General features: G+C 72.2%; 3 protein-coding genes. All 3 read left to right on the forward strand.

Annotated elements, in window-relative coordinates; translation table 11 throughout:
• Nucleotides 1–13: 13 nt before the first annotated feature.
• Genes N8J89_RS11470 through N8J89_RS11480 form a run of 3 tightly spaced genes read left to right on the forward strand, consistent with a single transcriptional unit; the run spans nt 14 to nt 21,041 of the window.
• Entirely contained in the window at nt 14–19,567 is a 19,554-nt protein-coding gene (locus N8J89_RS11470) for a non-ribosomal peptide synthase/polyketide synthase (RefSeq protein ID WP_283664318.1), read from the forward strand.
• Nucleotides 19,564–20,838: an MFS transporter gene (locus N8J89_RS11475; RefSeq protein WP_283664319.1), complete on the forward strand. Its 1,275-nt coding sequence runs from the start codon at nt 19,564–19,566 to the stop codon at nt 20,836–20,838. Before N8J89_RS11470 ends, N8J89_RS11475 begins: the two co-directional genes overlap by 4 nt.
• The gene (locus N8J89_RS11480) at nt 20,838–21,041 is read left to right on the forward strand and encodes an MbtH family protein (protein WP_252478927.1); all 204 of its coding nucleotides are present in this window, start codon (nt 20,838–20,840) and stop codon (nt 21,039–21,041) included. The genes N8J89_RS11475 and N8J89_RS11480 overlap by 1 nt, the downstream gene beginning before the upstream one ends.
• Nucleotides 21,042–21,077 lie beyond the last annotated feature (36 nt).

The following is a 21,077-nucleotide window of genomic DNA, read 5'->3' on the forward strand; positions in this document are numbered from 1 at the left end:
GGGACCACCAGCGATGCCGTCGTCGAAACGGAGCCGCACCGCCGCCCTGCCCGCGCACCTGCAGGAGCTGATGCGCAAACGCCTGGCAGGCAAGGCCCAGCGCGCCGACACCATCCCGCCGGCCGAGCGCACCGGTGAGCCGTTACCGCTGTCCTTCGCCCAGCAGCGGCTGTGGTTCCTGCACGAGTTCCAGCCCGGCGGCGCCGAGTACAACAGCGCGCTCGCCCTGCGCCTGCGCGGACCACTGGACGTGGCCGCGCTGGCCGAGGCGGTGTCCGCGCTGGTCTCCCGGCACGAGTCGCTGCGCACCACCTTCGACGAGGTGGACGGCCGCGGCGTGCAGATCACCCACCCGCACCAGGACGTCGCCCTGGCCACCGCGAGGACCGACGAGGACCGGCTGCCCAAGCTGCTGGCCGCCGAGTACGCCCGGCCGTTCGACCTGCGCCGCGGGCCGCTGTTCCGGGCCACCCTGTTCGAGCTGGGCGCGCAGGACCACGTGCTGCTGCTGGCCGCGCACCACATCGTCATCGACGGCTGGTCCATGGGCGTGCTCGGCGGTGAGCTGACCGCCAGGTACGCGGGCGAGACCGAGCTGCCCGAACTGCCGATCCAGTACGCCGACTTCGCGGTCTGGCAGCGGAACCGGCTCGCCGGGGAGGCGCTGGACCAGGAGCTCGCGCACTGGACGGCCAGGCTAAGCGGCATCGAACCCCTTGCCCTGCCGACTGATCGTCCCCGGCCCGCGGTGCGCACCACGGCGGGCGCGCGGCACGAGTTCGCCTTCCCGGCCGAGGTCAGCGCGAAGTTCGCCGAGCTGGCCCGCGCCGACGAGACCACGCTGTACACCGCGATCGTGGCCGCCACCCAGCTGCTGTTCGCCCGCTACTCCGGGCAGCGGGACATCGCCATCGGCACCGTCACCGCGGGCCGCAACCGGCCGGAACTGGCCAAGCTGGTCGGATTCTTCGTCAACACGGTGGTGCTCCGGTCCACTGTGGACGAGCAGTCGAGCTTCCGCGAGCTGCTCGCCGCGGTCAAGGACACCGTGCTGGACGCATTCGCCCACGACGAAGCCCCGTTCGACCGCTTGGTCGACGCGGTGGGGGGCGAGCGGGACCTCAGTCGCAACCCGCTGTTCGACGTGATGGTGCTGTTGCAGAACGCCCAGGGCGAGACCCCTCGGTTCGCGGGTCTGGAAGCCGAGCCGATCTCGCTGACCCGCAGCACGGCCAACTTCGACATCACGGCCGAGTTCGAGGAAGGCCCGGACGGCCTGGCCGGGGTGTTCGAGTACAACACCGACCTGTTCGACGCGGGCACCATCGAGCGGATGACCGGCCACCTGGTCCGCCTGGTCACCGAGGTCGTCGCGCACCCCGACCGGCCGCTGCGCGAGCTGTCCCTGCTGTCCGGGGACGAACGCCACCAGCTGCTCGTGGAGTGGAACGACACCGCCACCGAGCTGCCCACCGGCACCGTGCCCGCGCTGTTCGCGGAGCAGGTCCGGCTCGACCCGGCCGCCGTCGCACTGGTCACCGACCAGGGCACCGTCACCCGCGGCGAGCTGGCCGAGCGGGCGAACCGCCTGGCACACCGGCTGATCGCGCTCGGCGTGCGGCCGGAGCAGCGGGTCGGCGTGCTGGTCGAACGCTCGGTCGAGCTCGCGGTGGCCGAACTGGCCGTGCTCACCGCTGGCGCGGCCTACGTGCCGCTGGACCAGCGCGCGCCGGCCGACCGGCTGCGCATGGTGCTCACCGAGGCGCACGCCGAAGTGCTGCTCACCGACCAGAACTGGTACGCCACCGCCACGGATGTCCACAATGGACACATCGAGCTGGTGGACGGCGACTGCACCGCGCACAGCGCCACCGCGCCCGCCGTGCCGGTCGACCCGGCGAACCTGGCCTACGTCATGTTCACCTCCGGCTCCACCGGCCGCCCCAAGGGCGTCGCGGTCTGCCACCGGGACATCGTGGCCCTGGCGCACGAACACCGCTTTGGCGCTGGGCACGAGCGGGTGCTGCTGCACTCGCCGAGCGCCTTCGACGCCTCCACCTACGAGCTGTGGGTGCCGCTGCTCTCCGGCGGCCAGACCGTGATCGCGCCGCCCGGCGACGTGGACGCCGACCTGATCCGCCGGGTGATCGGCGAGCACGGCGTCACCGGCATCTTCCTCACCTCCGGCCTGTTCCGCCTGGCCGCCCAGGAAGATCCCGGCTGCTTCGCCGGTGCCCGCGAGGTCTGGACCGGCGGCGACATCGTGCCCGCCGTCGCGGTCCGCCGGGTGCTCGCCGCCTGCGAAGGGTTGCGGCTCAGCGACGTCTACGGCCCCACCGAGACCACCACCTACGCGACCCGGCATCAGATGTCCACAGTGGACTCGGTGCCGGACACGGTGCCGATCGGCCGCCCGCTGGACAACATGCGGGCCTACGTGCTCGACGCCCACCTCAACCCGCAGCCGGTCGGCATCCCCGGCGAGCTGTACCTGGCCGGCGCCGGCCTGGCCCGCGGCTACCTGGACCGCGCGGGCCTGACCGCGAGCAGCTTCCTGGCCGACCCGTTCGGCGCGCCCGGGACCCGGATGTACCGCACCGGCGACACCGTGCGCTGGAACGGCAACGGAGACCTGGAGTTCCTGGGCCGCGCCGACGACCAGGTCAAGCTGCGCGGTTTCCGGATCGAGCTGGGCGAGATCGAAGCCGCGCTCACCGCGCACGAGTCCGTCACCGAGGCGGTGGTGGTCGTGCGCACCGACAACGGCCAGAAGCGCCTGGTCGCCTACCTGGTCGGCACGGACATCCCGGACCTGCGCGAGCACCTGCGGGCCGGACTGCCCGAGTACATGGTGCCCTCGGCCTTCGTCGAGCTGCCCGCGCTGCCGCTGACCGCCAACGGCAAGATCGACCGCCGCGCCCTGCCCGCACCCGAGGCGGAGACCGCAAGCCGGGAGTACGCGGCCCCGGTCACCGAGACCGAGCGCGTGCTGGCCGAGGTGTGGGCCGAGGTGCTCGGCGTGGAGCGGGTCGGCCTGCGGGACAACTTCTTCTCCCTCGGCGGCGACTCGATCCTGAGCATCCAGGTGGTCTCCCGCGCCCGCCGCGCCGGACTCCGCCTGAGCTCCAAGGACGTGTTCCTGCACCAGAGCATCGCCGAGCTGGTCAGCGCGGTGCCCAACCTGGCCGCCGCCGAAGAGACCCCGGTGGAGATCATCGAGGGACCGGCCCCGCTCACCCCGATCCAGCGCTGGTTCTTCGCCGAACACGGCGCGCAGCCGCACTTCAGCATGTCCATGACCCTGGAACTGGCCGGGGACACCGACGCCACCGCACTGGGCCAGGCCGTCGAAGCCCTGGTGCGCCACCACGACTCGCTGCGCCTGCGCTTCGCACTGGTGGACGGCCAGTGGCAGCAGGACACCGTCGAGACCGAACCACAGCCCGTGTTCCGCGTGGTCGATGTGTCCACAGTGGACGACCAGCGGGCCGCGATGGACGCCGAGGCGCTGGCCGTGCAGACCGACCTGCACCCCGGCAGCGGCCCGCTGCTCGGCGCGGTGCTGTTCACCCTCGGCCAGGACCGCGCCCCGCAACTGTTCCTCGCCGTGCACCACCTGGTGGTCGACGGCGTGTCCTGGCGCATCCTGCTCGGCGACCTGGAGTCCGGCTACCGCCAGGCCAAGGCCGGTCAGCCGATCACCCTGGACCCGGTGAGCACCCCGTTCACCCACTGGTCGCACAAGCTCATCGAGCACGTCACCGCCGGTGGCCTGGACGCCGACCTCGCGTACTGGACCGGACAGCTCGGCGCGGTCGAGGCGGACCTGCCGATCGACCGGCCCGGCGCGAACACCGTGGCCAGCACCGAGTCCGTCTCGGTCCGGCTGGACGAGGCCACCACCCGCGCCCTGCTCCAGGACGTGCCGGAGGTCTACCGCACCCAGGTCAACGACGTGCTGCTCAGCGCGCTCGGGCACGTGCTGGCCGAGTGGAGCGGCCGCTCCGGCGCGCTGCTGGCCATGGAGGGCCACGGCCGCGAGGAGATCCTGGACGGCATCGACCTGTCCCGGTCGGTCGGCTGGTTCACCTCCCAGTTCCCGCTCGCGCTGACCCTGCCCGCCGAGCACGACTGGGGCCTGGTGCTCAAGTCGGTCAAGGAACAGCTCCGCGCGGTGCCGCACCGCGGCCTGTCCTACGGCGCGCTGCGCTACCTCACCCCGGACAGCCCGCTCGCCGACGGCCCCACGCCGCGGATCAGCTTCAACTACCACGGCCAGTGGGACTCCGGCACAGCCAACCCACAGAACCTGGTGCAGGGCAGGGCAACCCCGCTCGGCCGGGACCAGGCCGCCGAGGAGACCCGCACCCACCTGATCGACATCGCCGGACTGGTCGACGGCGGCGAGTTGGAGCTCACCTGGCTCTACTCGGCCAACGTGCACGAGGAGCGCACCATCCGCGACCTCGCCGAGATGATGATGGACGCGCTCCGCGAGATCACCGAGCACTGCGCCACCCCCGGCGCTGGCGGTCGCACCCCCTCGGACTTCCCGCTTGCCGGACTCGACCAGTCCACTGTGGACACGCTGGTCGGCGACGGCCGCGAGGTCGAGGACGTCTACCCGCTCACGCCGTTGCAGGCCGGCATGCTCTTCCACAGCCTGGTCGACGCCGACCGAGGGGCCTACTTCGACCAGGCCAGGATGGACCTGGCCGGGGTCGCCGACGTGGACGCGCTGGCCCGCGCCTGGCAGCTGGTGGTGGACCGCACCCCGATCCTGCGCAGCGCGCTGGTCTGGGAAGGCGTGCCGCAGCCGCTCCAGGTGGTGCACCGCCGGGTGCCGCTGCCGATCGCCCAGCACGACCTGCGCGCACTGTCCGAAGTGGACCGCGCGCGGGAGCTGGACCGGATCGTGGCCGCCGACCGGGCCGCGGACATCGACCTCACCGCCCCGCCGCTGCTGCGCCTCACCCTGGCGCGCACCGGCGCGGACGAGGTGGTGCTGGTGTGGAGCTTCCACCACATCCTGCTCGACGGCTGGAGCCTCGGCCAGGTCTTCGCCGAGGTTTGCGCCCAGTACGCGGGCCAGATCACCGGCACCGCACCGGAACTGCCTGCCCGCAGGCCCTTCCGCGACTACCTCCAGTGGCTGGACCAGCAGGACCCGGCCACCGCCGAGGCGCACTGGCGGTCCGTGCTGGCCGGGTTCACCAGCCCGACCCCGTTGCCGGTGGACCGCCAGCCCGGCCCGAACCACGCCGCCGAGTCCGCCGAACAGGTCGAGCTCGAACTCTCCGCCGAGCAGTCCGCCACGCTCAGCGCGCTGGCCAAGGCCAACGGGCTCACCGTCAACACCCTGGTCCAGGGCGCCTGGGCACTGCTGCTGTCCCGGTACAGCGGCCAGCGCGACGTCGTCTTCGGCACCACCGTCTCCGGCAGGCCGGCCGAGCTGCCCGGGGTCGAGTCGATGGTGGGCCTGTTCATCAACACCGTGCCCACCAGGGTCGACGTCCACAGTGGACAGGACCTGCTGAGCTGGCTGCGCGCGTTGCAGACCGGGCAGACCGAGTCACGCCGGTTCGACTTCGTCTCGCTGGCCCAGCTGCGCTCCTACAGCGACCTGCCCGGCGGCAGCACGCTGTTCGACAGCATCGTGGTGTTCGAGAACTACCCGTTCGACGACAAGGCCGTTGACGAGACCGGGCTGCGCATCCGCTCGGTCAAGGCGGTGGACACCACCAGCTTCCCGCTCACCCTGAGCGCCTACCTGCTGGACCGCCTCAAGTTCGAGCTCTCCTACGACCCCCAGCTGTTCGACCCGGCCACCGCAAGGGACATCGCGGACCGGCTGGCGCTGCTGCTCACCGAGTTCGGCACCACTCCGGACCGGCCGGTCGGCCAGGTGCCCTGGCTCACCGAGCAGGAGCGGACCACCACGCTGACCAGGTGGAACGACACCGCGCTGGTCACCAACGGCCAGCTGTACCCGGAGTCCTTCCAGGCCGGGGCCGAGGAGTTCCCCGACCGCACCGCGCTGGTCTTCGGCGACACCAGGTACACCTTCGCCGAGCTGAACGCGCGGGCCAACCGCCTGGCCCACCACCTGATCGACCTGGGCGCTGGACCGGAACGCCTGGTGGCGCTGCGGATGTCGCGCACCGCGGAGTTCGTGGTGGCGCTGCTCGCGGTGCTCAAGACCGGCGCCGCCTACCTGCCGGTGGACCCCGACCAACCGGTCGACCGGATCGAGTTCCTGATCGGTGACGCCAACCCGGTGCTGGTGCTCACCGACGACCTGCTCGCCGCCACCGACCTCACCGGCCAGCCGGAGACCGACCCCGCGGTGCGGATCGACCCGGCCAGCCCGGCCTACGTGATCTACACCTCCGGCTCCACCGGCCGCCCCAAGGGTGTGCTGATCGAGCACCGGCAGCTGGCGAACCTGCTGCACGACCACGCCGTCGAGCTGTTCCGCCCGGAGACCGGCGGCGCGCCCGCCAAGTTCGCGCTGACCGCGGTGTTCTCCTTCGACACCTCCTGGGAGGGCCTGCTCGGCATGGCCTGCGGCCACGAGCTGCACCTCATCGACGAGGACACCCGGCTGGACCCGCGCGCCCTGGTGGACTACGTGGCGGCCAACCGGATCGACTTCCTCGACCTCACCCCGTCCTACGTGCAGCAGCTGCTGCCGGCCGGGCTGCTCACCGATCCCCGGCACCGCCCCAAGGTACTGATGCTCGGCGGCGAGGCCACCGGCGCCGCGCTGTGGCGGGAGCTGGCCGCCGCGCCGGAGACCACCAGCTACAACTACTACGGCCCCACCGAATGCGCGGTCGACGCGGTCTACTGCCGCCTGGACGACGCCGCCAGTCCGGTGATCGGCCGCCCCGGCCGCAACCTCCAGGCCTACGTGCTGGACAGCGACCTGAACCCGGTGCCGGTCGGCGTGCCTGGCGAGCTGTACGTGGCGGGGGAGCAGGTGGCCCGCGGCTACCTCAACCGCCCCGGCCTGACCGCGGACCGGTTCGTGGCCAACCCGTTCGGCGTGCCCGGTTCCCGGATGTACGCCACCGGCGACCGGGTCCGCTGGACCGCGGACGGCCTGCTGGACTACCTGGGCCGCACCGACGACCAGGTCAAGATCCGCGGCTTCCGGATCGAGCCCGGCGAGATCGAGTCCGTGCTGGCCGGCGCCGACTGGGCGGCCGAGGTCGCGGTGGTGGCCAGGGAGAACCGCCTGGTCGCCTACCTGGTCCCGGCCGAGCGGGCCCGGATCCCGTCCGTGACCGACCTGCGCGCCTTCGTCGGCGCCCGGCTGCCCGACTACATGGTCCCGGCCGCCTTCGTCACCCTGGACGCGCTGCCGTTGACCCGCAACGGAAAGCTGGACCGGCGCGCGCTGCCCGCACCCGAGTACACCGCGGCCGAGCACGTGGCCCCGCGCACCGAGACCGAACGCCAGGTCGCGGAGATCTGGGCCGAAGTCCTCGGCCTGCCCAAGGTCGGGGTCACGGACAACTTCTTCGAGCTGGGCGGCGACTCCATCCTGAGCATCCGGGTGATCTCCCGGCTGCGCGCCCTGTTCGGCCCGGAGGTCGCGCCCCGCGCGGTCTTCACCAGCCCCACCGTCGCCGACCTGGTGCGGGTGCTGCCCACTGACGGGTCCACTGTGGACGGTGGTATTCCGGTGCAGCCCAGGGACGGCGCGCTGCCGCTGTCCTTCGCGCAGCAGCGGCTGTGGTTCCTGGACCAGTTCGAGCCCGGCGGCCTGGAGTACCTGTCCCCGATCGTGCTGCGCCTGACCGGCCAGCTCGACCCCGACCGCCTGCGCACCGCGCTCACCAGGCTGGTCGAGCGGCACGAACCGCTGCGCACCACCTACACCACCGTCGACGGCCAGGGCCGCCAGCTGATCCAGCCCCCGCACCAGGTCGACCTCCCGGTCCTCGACCTCGACCCGGCCGACCTGGACGCCGCCCTGCTCGCCGAGGCGGGCACCCCGTTCGACCTGGCCACCGGACCGGTGCTGCGCGCCCGGCTCTACCGGCTGGGCGAGCAGGAGCACGTGCTGCTGGTCCTCGTGCACCACATCGCCACCGACGGCTGGTCCACCGGTGTGCTCACCGCCGAGCTGGACGCCGCCTACGCCGGCGCCGAGCTGCCGCCGCTGCCCGTGCAGTACGCCGACTTCGCGGCCTGGCAACGCGAACAGCTCACCGGCGACCTGCTCCAGTCCCAGCTCGACTTCTGGCGCACCCGCCTGGACGGCGTCGAACCGCTCAACCTGCCCACCGACCGCCCACGCCCGCCGGTGCAGACCCGCAACGGCGCCTACGCCGAGCGCCTGCTGCCCACCGAGGTCAGCAGCACGCTCACCGGGCTCGGGCGGCAGCACGGCGGCACCCTGTTCACCACCCTGGTGGCGGCCACCCAGCTGCTGCTGCACCGCTGGTCCGGCCAGTCCGACATCGCGCTGGGCACGGTCACCTCCGGCCGCGAGCAGGCCGAGCTGGACCGGCTGGTCGGCTTCTTCGTCAACACCGTGGTGCTGCGCTCCACTGTGGACGGACGCGAGTCGGTGGCCGGTTTCCTCAGCCAGGTCAGGGACACCGTGCTGGACGCCTTCGCCCACCAGGACCTGCCGTTCGAGCGGGTGGTGGACGAGCTCCAGCCGGAACGCGACACCAGCCGGCCCCCGCTGTTCCAGGCCATGATCGTGCTGCAGAACACCCCCGACCAGCAGCCGCGCCTCGGCGAGCTGGCGGTGACGGAGCTGCCGATGCCGGTGGTGGCGGCCAGCTTCGACCTGCTCTTCCAGTTCGTGGAGACGCCGGAGGGCCTGCACCTGGCGGTCAACTACAACACCGACCTGTTCGACCCGGCCACCGCCGACCGGCTGGCCGAACACCTCGGCCGCCTGCTCACCGCGCTCGGCAGGGACACCGGGGCGCGGCTGGCCGACCTGCCGCTGCTCGGCCCGGCCGAACGCCGCCGGATCCTCACCGAGTGGAACAACACCGGCCAGGAGGCCGCGACCGACACCATCCCGGACCGGTTCGCCGCCCAGGTCTGGGCCAACCCGCAGGCCACCGCGGTCATCGCGGGCGCGGACCGGCTCAGCTACGCCGCACTCGACACCAGCGCCAACCGCCTGGCCCAGCGCCTGCGCGCCGCCGGGGTCGGCGTGGAGACCCCGGTCGCGCTGCTGATGGACCGCTCCGCCGACCTGGTGGTCGCGGTGCTGGCCATCCTCAAGGCAGGCGGCGCGTACGTGCCGCTGGACACCCGCGCCCCGCAGGACCGGCTGCGCACCATCCTGGCCGCCACCGGAGCGCCGGTGCTGATCACCGACGGCGGCTGGGAGAAGACCGGCCACGCCGTCCACAGTGGACAGCTGCTGCGCGCCGACCAGCCCGGCGAGACCCCGCTGCGCGCCGCGCCGGTCGTGCACCCGGACAACCTCGCCTATGCCATGCACACCTCCGGCTCCACCGGGGTGCCCAAGGGCGTGGCGATCCGGCACCGGGACGTGGTCGCATTGGCCGCCGACCGCCGGTTCCAGCACGGGCACGAGCGGGTGTTGCTGCACTCGCCGACCGCCTTCGACGCCTCCACCTACGAGCTGTGGGTGCCGCTGCTCAACGGCGGCACCGTGGTGGTGGCCGCGCCCGGCGACGTGGACGCCGCCGCCATCCGCGACTACGACGTCACCGGCCTCTGGCTCACCGCCGGACTGTTCCGGCTGGCCGCCAAGGAGGACCCAGCCTGCTTCACCGGCGTGCGCGAGGTGTGGACCGGCGGCGACGTGGTGCCCGCCGAGGCGGTGCGCCGGGTGCTGGCCGCCTGCCCGGGGCTGACCGTGGTCGACGGCTACGGACCCACCGAGACCACCACCTTCGCCACCACCCACCGGATGTCCACTGTGGACTCGGTGCCGCCGGTGATCCCGATCGGCGGACCGCTGGACGGCATGCGCGCCTACGTGCTGGACGCCCAGCTCCAGCCGGTCCCGGTCGGTGTGCCCGGCCAGCTGCACCTGGCCGGCGCTGGCCTGGCCCGTGGCTACCTGAACCGGCCCGGCCAGACCGCGGAGGTCTTCCTGGCCAACCCGTTCGGCGAACCCGGTTCCCGGATGTACGCCACCGGCGACCAGGTCCGCTGGCTGCCCGACAGCGTGCTCCAGTTCCTCGGCCGCGTCGACAACCAGGTCAAGCTGCGCGGTTTCCGGATCGAGCTGGGGGAGATCGAGGCCGCGCTGCTGCGGCACGAGCAGATCAGCGAGGCGCTGGTTGAGGTCCGCACCGACCAGGGCCGCAAGCGCCTGGTCGCCTACACCGTGGGCAGCGCGGAGGACCTGCGTCCGTTCCTGGCCGGGCAACTGCCCGACTACATGGTGCCCGCCGCGTTCGTCGCACTGGAGCGCTTCCCGGTCACCGCCAACGGCAAGGTCGACCGCCGCGCCCTGCCCGCCCCGGACATCGAGGCCACCGGCCGGATCGCGCCGCGCACCCCGGTGGAACGCCAGCTCGCCACGGTGTGGGCCGAGGTGCTCGGCGTGCCCGAGGTCGGGGTCACGGACAACTTCTTCGGCCTCGGCGGCGACTCGATCCTGAGCATCCAGGTGGTCTCCAGGGCGCGGCAGGCCCGGTTGCGGCTGACCTCCAAGGACATCTTCCTGCACCAGACCATCGCCGAACTGGCCCCCGTGGTGCGCACCGAGGACACCGCTCGCACCAGGGTCGAGCTGACCGGACCCAGTGCGCTGGGCCCGATCCAGCGCTGGTTCTTCAGCACCGAACCCGCGCACCGGCACCACTTCACCATGTCCATGCACCTGGAACTGGCCCCGGACACCGACCCGGCCGCCCTGCGCGCCGCGCTCACCGCGGTCGTCGGCCACCACGAGGCCCTGCGCATCCGGTTCAGCGAGCACAACGGCGAGTGGCGGCAGGACGTCGGCGAGCCCGGCGAGTTCTTCTCCATGCACGACCCGGCCGCGCTGGCCGACGCCGCGGCCGAAGCCCAGGCCGGCCTCGACCTGGAGCGCGGACCGCTGTTCCGGGCGCTGCTCTTCGGCGCGGACCGGCTGTTCCTGGTGGCGCACCACCTGGTCATGGACGGTGTGTCCTGGCGGGTGCTGCTCGGCGACCTGGACTCCGCCTACCGGCAGGCCGTCGCCGGCCAGCCGATCCGGCTGGACCCGGTGGGCACCGGCTTCCGCGAGTGGACCCACCTGCTCGCCGAGCACACCGCGGGCGGCGGCTTCGACGCCGACCTCGCACACTGGACCGCTCTGTCCACAGTGGACACCCGGCTGCCGGTGGATCGGGACGGCGAGAACACCACCGAGTCCACCCGCACCGTGTCCGTCCAGCTCGACCGGGCCACCACGGACGCGTTGCTGCACCAGGTCCCCGACATCTACCGCACCCAGGTCAACGACGTGCTGCTCAGCGCGCTCGGCGCCGCGCTCACCGGCTGGACCGGCCGGGACCGGGTGCTGGTCGCGCTGGAAGGGCACGGCCGGGAGGAGATACTGGACGGGGTCGACCTGTCCCGGACGGTCGGCTGGTTCACCACCCAGTTCCCGGTCGCGCTCGGCGCGGACGGCGACTGGGGGAGTGTGCTCAAGACGGTCAAGGAACGCCTGCGCGCCGTGCCGCACCGCGGCCTCAGCTACGAGGCCCTGCGACGGCTCCGCGCGGACAGCCCCCTTGCCGCCGACCCGGACCCGCTGATCAGCTTCAACTACCACGGCCAGTTCGAGGTCGCCGGTGGTGGCGACGGCCTGGTCCGCGGTCAGGGCGAGAGCCTCGGCAGCGACAGCGCGCCGGAGTCCGTCCGCGCCTACCTGGTCGACGTGGTCGGCGCGGTCACCGGTGGTGAGCTGCACCTGTCCTGGCAGTACTCGGCCAACATCCACCAGGAGCAGACCATCCGCGCGGTCGCCGAGCGGATGACCGCCGCCCTCCAGGAGATCGTCGCGCACTGCGCCAGCCCCGGAGCCGGTGGCCGCACCCCGTCCGACTTCCCGCTGGCCGGACTCGACCAGTCCACAGTGGACCGCTTGGCCGGGAACGGGCGCGAGATCGAGGACATCTACCCGCTCACGCCGTTGCAGGCCGGCATGCTCTTCCACAGCCTGGTGGACACCGAGGGCGGCGCGTACGTCGACCAGGCCAGGCTGCGGCTGACCGGGGTGCGCGATCCGCGTGCCCTCGGCCAGGCCTGGCAGCGGGTGGTCGACCGGACCCCGGTGCTGCGCAGCCATCTGGAATGGCAGGGCCTGGACCAGCCCGTTCAGGTCGTGCACCGCCGGATCGACCTTCCGGTGGAATATTTCGACTGGCGCGGACTGTCCGAAGTGGACACCCAGGTCGAGCTGGACCGGCTGCTCGCCGAGGACCTGGCCGCCGGGATCGACGTGACCAGGGCGCCGCTGCTGCGCCTGATGATCGCCCGGCTCGGCCAGGACGAGGTGCTGCTCGTCTGGACCTCGCACCACGTGCTGCTGGACGGCTGGAGCACCTCCGCGGTCTTCGCCGAGGTCTCCGAGCAGTACGCCGCCATCACCGGCGGCCGCGAACCGGAACTGCCGCCGCGCCGCCCGTTCCGCGAGTACCTCCAGTGGCTGGCCGGGCAGGACCTGGCCGCGGCGGAGGAGTTCTGGCGGCAGGCACTGTCCGGAGTGGACAGTGCGACCGCGCTGCCCTTCGACCGGCAGCCGCTGGATGCGCACCGCGCCGAGTCCACCGGCGAGCTGGCCCACCACCTCAGCGCCGAGCAGTCCGCGCGGTTGCACGAGGTGGCCAAGCGCAACGGGCTCACCGTCAACACCCTGGTGCAGGGCGTGTGGGCGCTGCTGCTGTCCCGGCACAGCGGCCAGCGCGACATCGTCTTCGGCAGCATCGTCTCCGGCCGCCCGGCCGAGCTGCCCGGGGTCGAGTCGATGGTCGGCATGTTCATCAACACCGTGCCCACCAAGGTCCGGGTCGAACCGGAGCGGCCGCTGCTGCCCTGGCTGCGCGAGCTGCAGGCCGAGCAGTCCGAGGCCAGGCGGTTCGACTTCGTCTCGCTGAACCAGGTGCAGGGCTGGAGCGAGATCCAGGGCAACCTGTTCGACAGCATCGTGGTCTTCGAGAACTATCCGCTGGGCGATGACACCCTGGACGGCGCGCCCAAGGTCGGCCAGGTCGACATGGTGGACACCACCACCCTGCCGCTGGCCCTGGCCGCCTTCCTGGACGAGCGGCTGCGGCTGGAACTCTCCTACGACCCCCGGCTGTTCGACCAGACCACCGTGCGCCGCCTGCTGGACCAGACCGCGTTGCTGCTCACCGAACTGGCCGCGCGGCCGGAGCGCACCCTCGCCGAGCTGCCCTGGCTGTCCACACAGGACCGTCAGCTGGTGCTGCGGGAATGGAACGACACCGCGGGCGAGCTGCCCGCGGCCACCTTCCCTGCCATGTTCGAGGCGCAGGTCCGGCGCACGCCACAGGACCTGGCGCTGGTTTCCGGGGACACCCGGATCACCTTCGACGAGCTGAACACGCGGGCCAACCGGTTGGCCCGTCAGCTCGTCGTCCAAGGTGCGGGGCCGGAGCGCATCGTCGCGGTCGCTCTGCCCCGCACCGCTGACCTGGTGGTGGCGGTCCTGGCCGTGTGGAAGGCCGGGGCCGTCTACCTGCCCGTCGACCCGCAGCTGCCACCGGAGCGGATCGACACCCTGCTGGCCGACGCCCGGCCCGCGGTGACCCTGACCGAGCAGCTGTACCACTCGGCCGAGTTCACCGCGGCCACCGCGATCCAGGACGGCCACGACCTGGACAGTCCAATCAGGACGGACAACGCGGCCTACGTCATCTACACCTCCGGCTCCACCGGCAGGCCCAAGGGCGTCAGCGTCGAGCACCACAGCCTGGTCAACCTGCTGCTCAACCACCGCGCGGACTTCGTGGCCGAGGCAGGCGGGCGGCTGCGGGTGGCCACCACCGCGGTGTTCTCCTTCGACACCTCGCTGGAAGGCCTGGTGCTGCTGGCCGACGGGCACGAGCTGCACCTGATCGCCGACGAGGTCCGGCTGGACCCGAGGGCGCTGGTGGCCTACGTGCGGGCCGAGCGGATCGACTTCCTCGACCTCACCCCGTCCTACGTGCAGCAGCTCATCCCGGCCGGACTCCTGGACGGCGAGCACAAGCCGAAGGTGCTGATGCTCGGCGGCGAGGCCCTCGGCGAGGCGCTGTGGACCGAGCTGAGCGGCGCGGAGACGGCCAGTTACAACTTCTACGGGCCGACCGAGTGCACCGTGGACGCGCTGTCCTGCAAGGTCGATGGCGAGCGCCCGGTGATCGGCCGCCCGCTGCGCAACCTCCAAGCCTACGTGCTCGACCCGGCGCTCCAGCCGGTGCCGGTGGGCGTGGCCGGACAGCTGTACCTGGCAGGGGAGCAGGTCGCCAGGGGCTACCTGCACCGTCCCGGCCTGACCGCGGACCGGTTCCTGGCCAACCCGTTCGGCGCGCCCGGCTCCCGGATGTACGCCACCGGCGACCTGGTGCGCTGGCGGGCGGACGGCGACATCGAGTTCCTCGGCCGCACCGACGAGCAGGTCAAGATCCGCGGGTTCCGGATCGAACCCGGTGAGATCGAGGCCGCGCTCACCGCGCTGCCGACGGTCACCGCGGCGGCCGTGATCGCCCGCGAGGACCAGCCCGGCGTGCAGCGCCTGGTGGCCTACCTGGTCGGGCAGGAGGTCCCGGCAGCGGAGCTCCGTGCGGAGCTCGGCCGGACCCTGCCCGAGTACATGGTCCCGGCCGCGTTCGTCAGCATGGACGCGCTGCCGTTGACCCGCAACGGAAAGCTGGACCGGCGCGCACTGCCCGCACCCGGGTACACCAGCGCGGACACCGAGTACCTGGCCCCGCGCACGGCCACCGAAGCGGCCATCGCGCGGGTCTGGGCCGAGGTGCTCGGCGCTGAGCGGGTGGGCGCGCGGGACAACTTCTTCGAGCTGGGCGGCGACTCCATCCTGAGCATCAAGGCGGTGTCCAGGCTGGGCGCGGAGCTCGGCACGGATGTCTCGCCGCGGCTGGTGTTCAGCCACCCCACGGTGGAACGGCTCGCCGCGGTGGTCGGCACCGAGGTCAGGGAACGGATCCCGGCGGTGCCGCGCACCGGCGCGCTGCCGCTGTCCTTCGCCCAGCAGCGGCTGTGGTTCCTGGACGAGTTCGAGCCGGACAGCGCCGCCTACATCTCGCCGACCGCGCTCAGCCTGGACGGCGCGCTGGACCTGCCCGCGCTGCGCACCGCGCTCACCGGACTCATCAGCCGGCACGAGTCGCTGCGCACCACCTTCTCCTCGGTGGACGGCCGCGGCGTGCAGGTCGTGCACGAGCCCGCCGAGGCGGAACTCGAGCTGGTCGACCTCACCGCCGACCCGGCCGCGCTGACCGCGCTGTTGCAGCAGGAGGCCGCCCGGCCGTTCAACCTGCGGCAGGGACCGCTGTTGCGGGCCAAGCTGTTCCGGCTGGCCGACGACCGGCACGTGCTCAGCCTGATGCTGCACCACATCGTCACCGACGGCTGGTCCACCGGCGTGCTGCTCGGTGAGCTGGGCGAGCTGTACCGGGCCGCCGTGCTCGGCGAGCAGCCCGACCTGCCCGCGCTGCCGATCCAGTACCCCGACTTCGCGGTGTGGGAACGCGCCAACCTGGCCGGGTCCGCGCTCACCGAGCAGCTGGACTACTGGAAGTCCACATTGGACGGTGCGGTGCCGCTGGAACTGCCGACCGACCGGCCCCGGCCGCCGGTGCGCACCAGCACCGGCGCCGAACACGAGTTCGCGATCCCGGTGGAGGTGACCAGCGCGCTGCGCGAGCTTGGCCGGACGCACGGCGGCACCCTGTTCACCACGCTGCTGGCGGCCACCCAGCTGGTGCTGCACCGCTGGTCGGGGCAGGACGACATCTCGGTGGGCACCGTGGTATCCGGCCGGGAACGGCCCGAGCTGGAGCGGCTGATCGGGTTCTTCGTCAACACCCTGGTGCTGCGCTCCACAGTGGACGGACAGCGGTCCTTCACCGAGTTCCTCGGCCAGGTCAGGGAGACCGTGCTGGGTGCGTTCGCGCACCAGGAGGTGCCGTTCGAGCGGGTGGTGGACCACCTCCAGCCTGAACGCGACACCAGCCGCACGCCGCTGTTCCAGGCCATGGTGGTGCTGCAGAACACCCCGCACTCCGGCATCGACCTGCCCGGCCTCGCGGTGGACAACGTGCCGCTGCCGATGGTCAACGCCAGTTTTGACCTCACCGTGGAGTTCGTCGAGCACGAGGGCGGCCTGCACACCGCGATCACCTACAACGCCGACCTGTTCGACCCCGGCACCATCGCCCGCTTCGGCGAGCACCTGGGCGTGCTGCTGGCCGGGATCGCCGAGGACCCGGCCCGGCCGGTGGCGGAGCTGCCGCTGCTCAGCGAGGCCGAACGGGACCTGCTGCTGCGGGAGTTCAACGACACCGACCACCCGGTGGCCCCGGCCACCCTGGCCGAGCTGATCGAGGCCCAGGTCCGGCGCACGCCGGACGCCCCGGCGGTGATCAGTCCACAGGGGACGGTCAGCTTCGCCGAGCTGAACGCCCGCGCCAACCGGCTGGCCCGTTTCCTGGTCCAGCGCGGGGCCGGGCCGGAGCGGGTCGTCGCGCTCGCGCTGCCCCGCTCGGCCGAGATCATCATGGCCGAGCTGGCCGTGCTCAAGGCAGGCGCGGCCTTCCTGCCGGTGGACCCGGCCTACCCGGCCGAGCGGATCGAGTTCATGCTCGCCGACGCCGACCCGGTACTGGTGATCGACGAGGACTTCCTCGCCGCCACCCAGTCCACAGTGGACGAGTGCCCGGCGGCGAACCTGCCCGGCACGGTCGCGCTGTCCAATGCCGCCTACGTCATCTACACCTCCGGCTCCACCGGCAAACCCAAGGGCGTGCTGGTCTCGCACCGGGGACTGGCCGGGTTCTCCGCGGCCGAGATCGACCGGTTCGAGGTCCGGCCGGGCGACCGGGTGCTGGAGTTCGCCTCGCCCAGCTTCGACGCCTCGGTGCTGGAACTGTGCCTGGCCCTGCCCGCCGGGGCCGCGCTGGTGGTGCCGCCGCCGGGGCCGCTGCTCGGGCAGCAGCTCGCCGACGTGCTGCGCGAGCAGCGGGTCACGCACGCGCTGATCCCGCCGGCCGCGCTGGCCACCGTGCCCGAGGTCGAGCTGCCCGAGTTCCGCACCCTGGTCGTCGGCGGCGACGCCTGCTCGGCGGACCTGGTGGCCCGCTGGGCACCCGGCCGTCGCATGATCAACGCCTATGGGCCGACCGAGTCCACCGTGGTCGCCACCTGGAGCGAACCCCTTGTGCCAGGCGGTATCCCGCCGATCGGCACGCCGATCTGGAACACCAGGGTGTACGTGCTCGACCAGCGGCTGCGGGAGGTGCCGATCGGGGTGCCCGGTGAGCTGTACGTGGCCGGGGACGGCCTGGCCCGCGGCTACCTCAACCGTCCCGGCCTGACCGCGGACCGCTTCCTGGCCAACCCGTTCGGCCCGATCGGCAGCCGGATGTACCGCACCGGCGACGTGGTCCGCTGGACCGCCGACGGGCAGCTGGAGTTCATCGGACGGGCCGACGACCAGGTCAAGATCCGCGGCTTCCGGATCGAGCTCGGCGAGGTGGAGTCGGTGCTGCTGCGTCACCCCTACCTGGCCGAGGCGGTGGCCGAGGTGCACGTGGACGGATCGCGCAAACGCCTGGTCGCCTACGTGGTCCCGGCCGGTGGCCAGGTCACCGCGCTGGAGCTGCGCGAGTTCGTCTCGGCCACCCTGCCGGACTACATGGTGCCCTCCTCGATCACCGTGCTGGACCGGCTGCCGTTGAGCCCCAACGGAAAGGTCGACCGCAAGGCGCTGCCCGCGCCCGAGTACGGACCGGAGCTCACCGCGGCCTACCGTGCGCCGGAGACGCCCGCGGAGAAGGCGCTGGCCGAGATCTGGGCCGAGGTGCTCGGCCTGGCCAGGGTCGGCACCGCGGACAACTTCTTCGAGCTGGGCGGCGACTCGATCCTGACCATCCAGGTGGTGTCCAGGGCGCACAAGGCGGGTTACGCCTTCACCACCAAGGACCTGTTCGGCAACCAGACCATCGGCGCGCTGGCCAAGGTGGCCACCGAGATCGAGGCCGGTCAGGCCGGGCAGGCGGCCGCGGTCGGCGCGGTGCCGCTGACCCCGATCCAGGACTGGTTCTTCGGCGCCTACCAGGCCAACCCGCACCACTTCAACCAGTCCGCACTGGTTGAACTGGACCACACCGCCGATCCGGCCGCGCTGGACAACGCCCTGCAGGCGCTGGTGGAGCACCACGACGCGCTGCGGATGCTGTTCGAGCAGGTCGATGGCCAGTGGCACCAGTACAACCCGCCGTTCACCCCGGGCGAGGTCCTGCGCCGCCACGACCTGTCCACAGTGGACCCGGCGGAGCAGCGGGCCGCGATGGAGCGGGTGGCCGACGAGGTGCACGCGAGCTTCAACCTCGGCGAGGGCCCGCAGCTCAAGGCGGTGTTCTTCGACTGCGGCGAGGCCCGCCCGCACCTGTTCCTCGCGGTGCACCACGCGGTGGTGGACGGGGTGTCCTGGCGGGTGCTGCTGGACGACCTGGACACCGCCTACCAGCAGGCCGTGCGCGGGGCCAAGGTCGACCTCGGCCCGCGTTCGACCTCCTTCCGGGACTGGGCGATCCGGCTGTCCGAGCACGTCGCCAGCGGTGGTCTCGACCACCAGCTGGCGCACTGGACCAAGGCCCTTGACGGCGCGCCGCTGCCGGTGGACCACCAGGACCGGCCGGTCGCCGAACCGGCCACGGTGTCGGTAGAGCTGAGCCGGCCGGACACCGAGGCGCTGCTGTTCGCCGCGCCCACGGTGTACCGCACCCGGATCAACGACGTGCTGCTCACCGCGCTGGCCTGGGCGATCAGCCGGTGGACCGGCAGCGAACGGGTCTCCATCGACCTGGAGGGCCACGGCCGCGAGGAGATCCTGGACGGGGTGGACCTCTCCCGGACGGTCGGCTGGTTCACCACCATGTTCCCGGTCGGCCTGGAGGTCCCGGCGGCCGGTGAGACCAACTGGCGAACGCTGATCAAGTCGGTGCGGCGGCAGCTGCGCGCGGTGCCGGACAACGGCTTCGGCTTCGGCGCGCTGCGCCACCTCGGCTCGCCCGAGGTGCGGGCACAGCTGGCCGCAGACGAGCGGAAACCGCAGATCGTGTTCAACTACCTGGGCCAGTGGGACAGCGCGGTCCGCGGCGAGGCCGAGGAGGGCCTCTACCACGCCGCGCACGGCTCGATCGGCCAGGAGGAGGACCACGCCAACCAGGGCGAGCACCTGCTCGAGGTGGTCGGCGCGGCAGGCGGCGGTCAGCTCCGGTTCGCCTGGCACTACCGGCCGGACCGGCACGATCAGTCCACAGTGGAGCGGGTTGCCGCTGACTTCCGGACCGCGCTGGAGCACATCGCCAGGGACTGCGGGGGGAAGCAGTGAACACCAGCACCGACACCCGGCCGGTTCCGCTGTCCCGCAACCGGAACTACCAGTTGCTGTGGGTCAGCCAGGCCAGCGCGGAGCTGGGCGTGAACATCACCACCATCGCCTTCCCGTTGCTGGTGCTGGCGCTCACCGGCTCACCGTCGGCCGCCAGCCTGGTGCTGGTCACCATGTCCGCGGCCCGGCTGGTGGTCGGGCTGCCGGCCGGTGCGCTGGCCGATCGGTGGAACCGCAAGGCGGTGATGGTGCTCTGCGAGGCCGCGCAGGCGGTCGCCGCGGGCAGCCTGGTGCTGGCGCTGTGGTGGGACGTGGCCACCGTGCCGCACATGGTCGCGGTGGCCGCGGTGATCGGCGTGGCCGCGGCGCTGTTCGAGCCCGCCGAGGAAGCCACGCTGCCCAACCTGGTCCCCGCCGAGCAGCTCGGCACGGCGGTGTCGATCAACGCCGCCCGCGGCTACCTGGCCCAGCTGCTGGGCACCGCGGCCGGCGGGTTCCTGTTCGCGGTCGGCCGGGTGGTGCCGTTCCTGGTCGACCTGATCAGCCACACCGTCGCCTTCCTCGGCCTGCTGTTCCTGCGGATCCCCAAGCAGGAGCGGAAGTCCGCGCCGGTCGGGCAGCTGGGCAGCGAGATCGTCACCGGGGTGCGCTGGGTGTGGCAGCAGCGTCCACTTCGGACGATGGCGCTGTGCGCGGTGCTGCTCAACCTGTTCTTCACCGCGTTCTACCTGGTCGTGATCATCCTGGCGCAGACCAGGAACGTGCCCGCCGGCGAGATCGGCGTGATGGCCTCGCTGCTCGGCGTCGGCGGACTGCTCGGCGCGCTGGCCGCACCGCTGCTGCACCGGCTGATCAGCCCAGCGGTGTCCATCATCGGCGTGTTCTGGGTGCTCACCCTGCTGACCCCGCTGACCATCTGGATCGACAGCGGTTACCTGATGGGCCTGCTGTTCGCGGGCATGGCCTTCACCCTGCCCGCGGCCAACACCACGATCAGCACCTACCAGCTGCTGCTCACCCCCGACGAGCTGCGCGGCAGGCTCGGCGGCGTGATGGGCGTGGCCACCGGCGTCGCGGGCACCGCGGGCCCCGCGCTCGGCGGTGTGCTGATGGAGCTGCTGCCCGCCACCACCGCGGTGCTGGTGTGCACCGGCGGCATCGCGCTGACGGCCTTGCTCGTCACGCTCAGCCCCACGTTGAGGAACTTCCCCCGGCCGACTGTGCCTGTTGAAGAGCATGGGGCCACCACCACTGAGGAAAGGGCAAGTTGATGTCTGAGGACGGCAAGTACCAGGTGCTGGTCAACGACGAGGAGCAGTACTCGCTGTGGCCGGTGGGCACCGAGCTGCCGGCCGGGTGGCGGGCGGTCGGCAAGCAGGGCACCAAGGACGAGTGCATGCGGCACGTGGACGAGGTGTGGACCGACATGCGCCCGAAGAGCCTGCGCGAGCGGATGGACAACGGCGCCCGCTGAACCCGGGCCGGGGGCGTCGGAGCGCCGGCGTCCCCG

It is taken from the genome of Crossiella sp. CA-258035 (assembly GCF_030064675.1).
Lineage (GTDB): Bacteria > Actinomycetota > Actinomycetes > Mycobacteriales > Pseudonocardiaceae > Crossiella.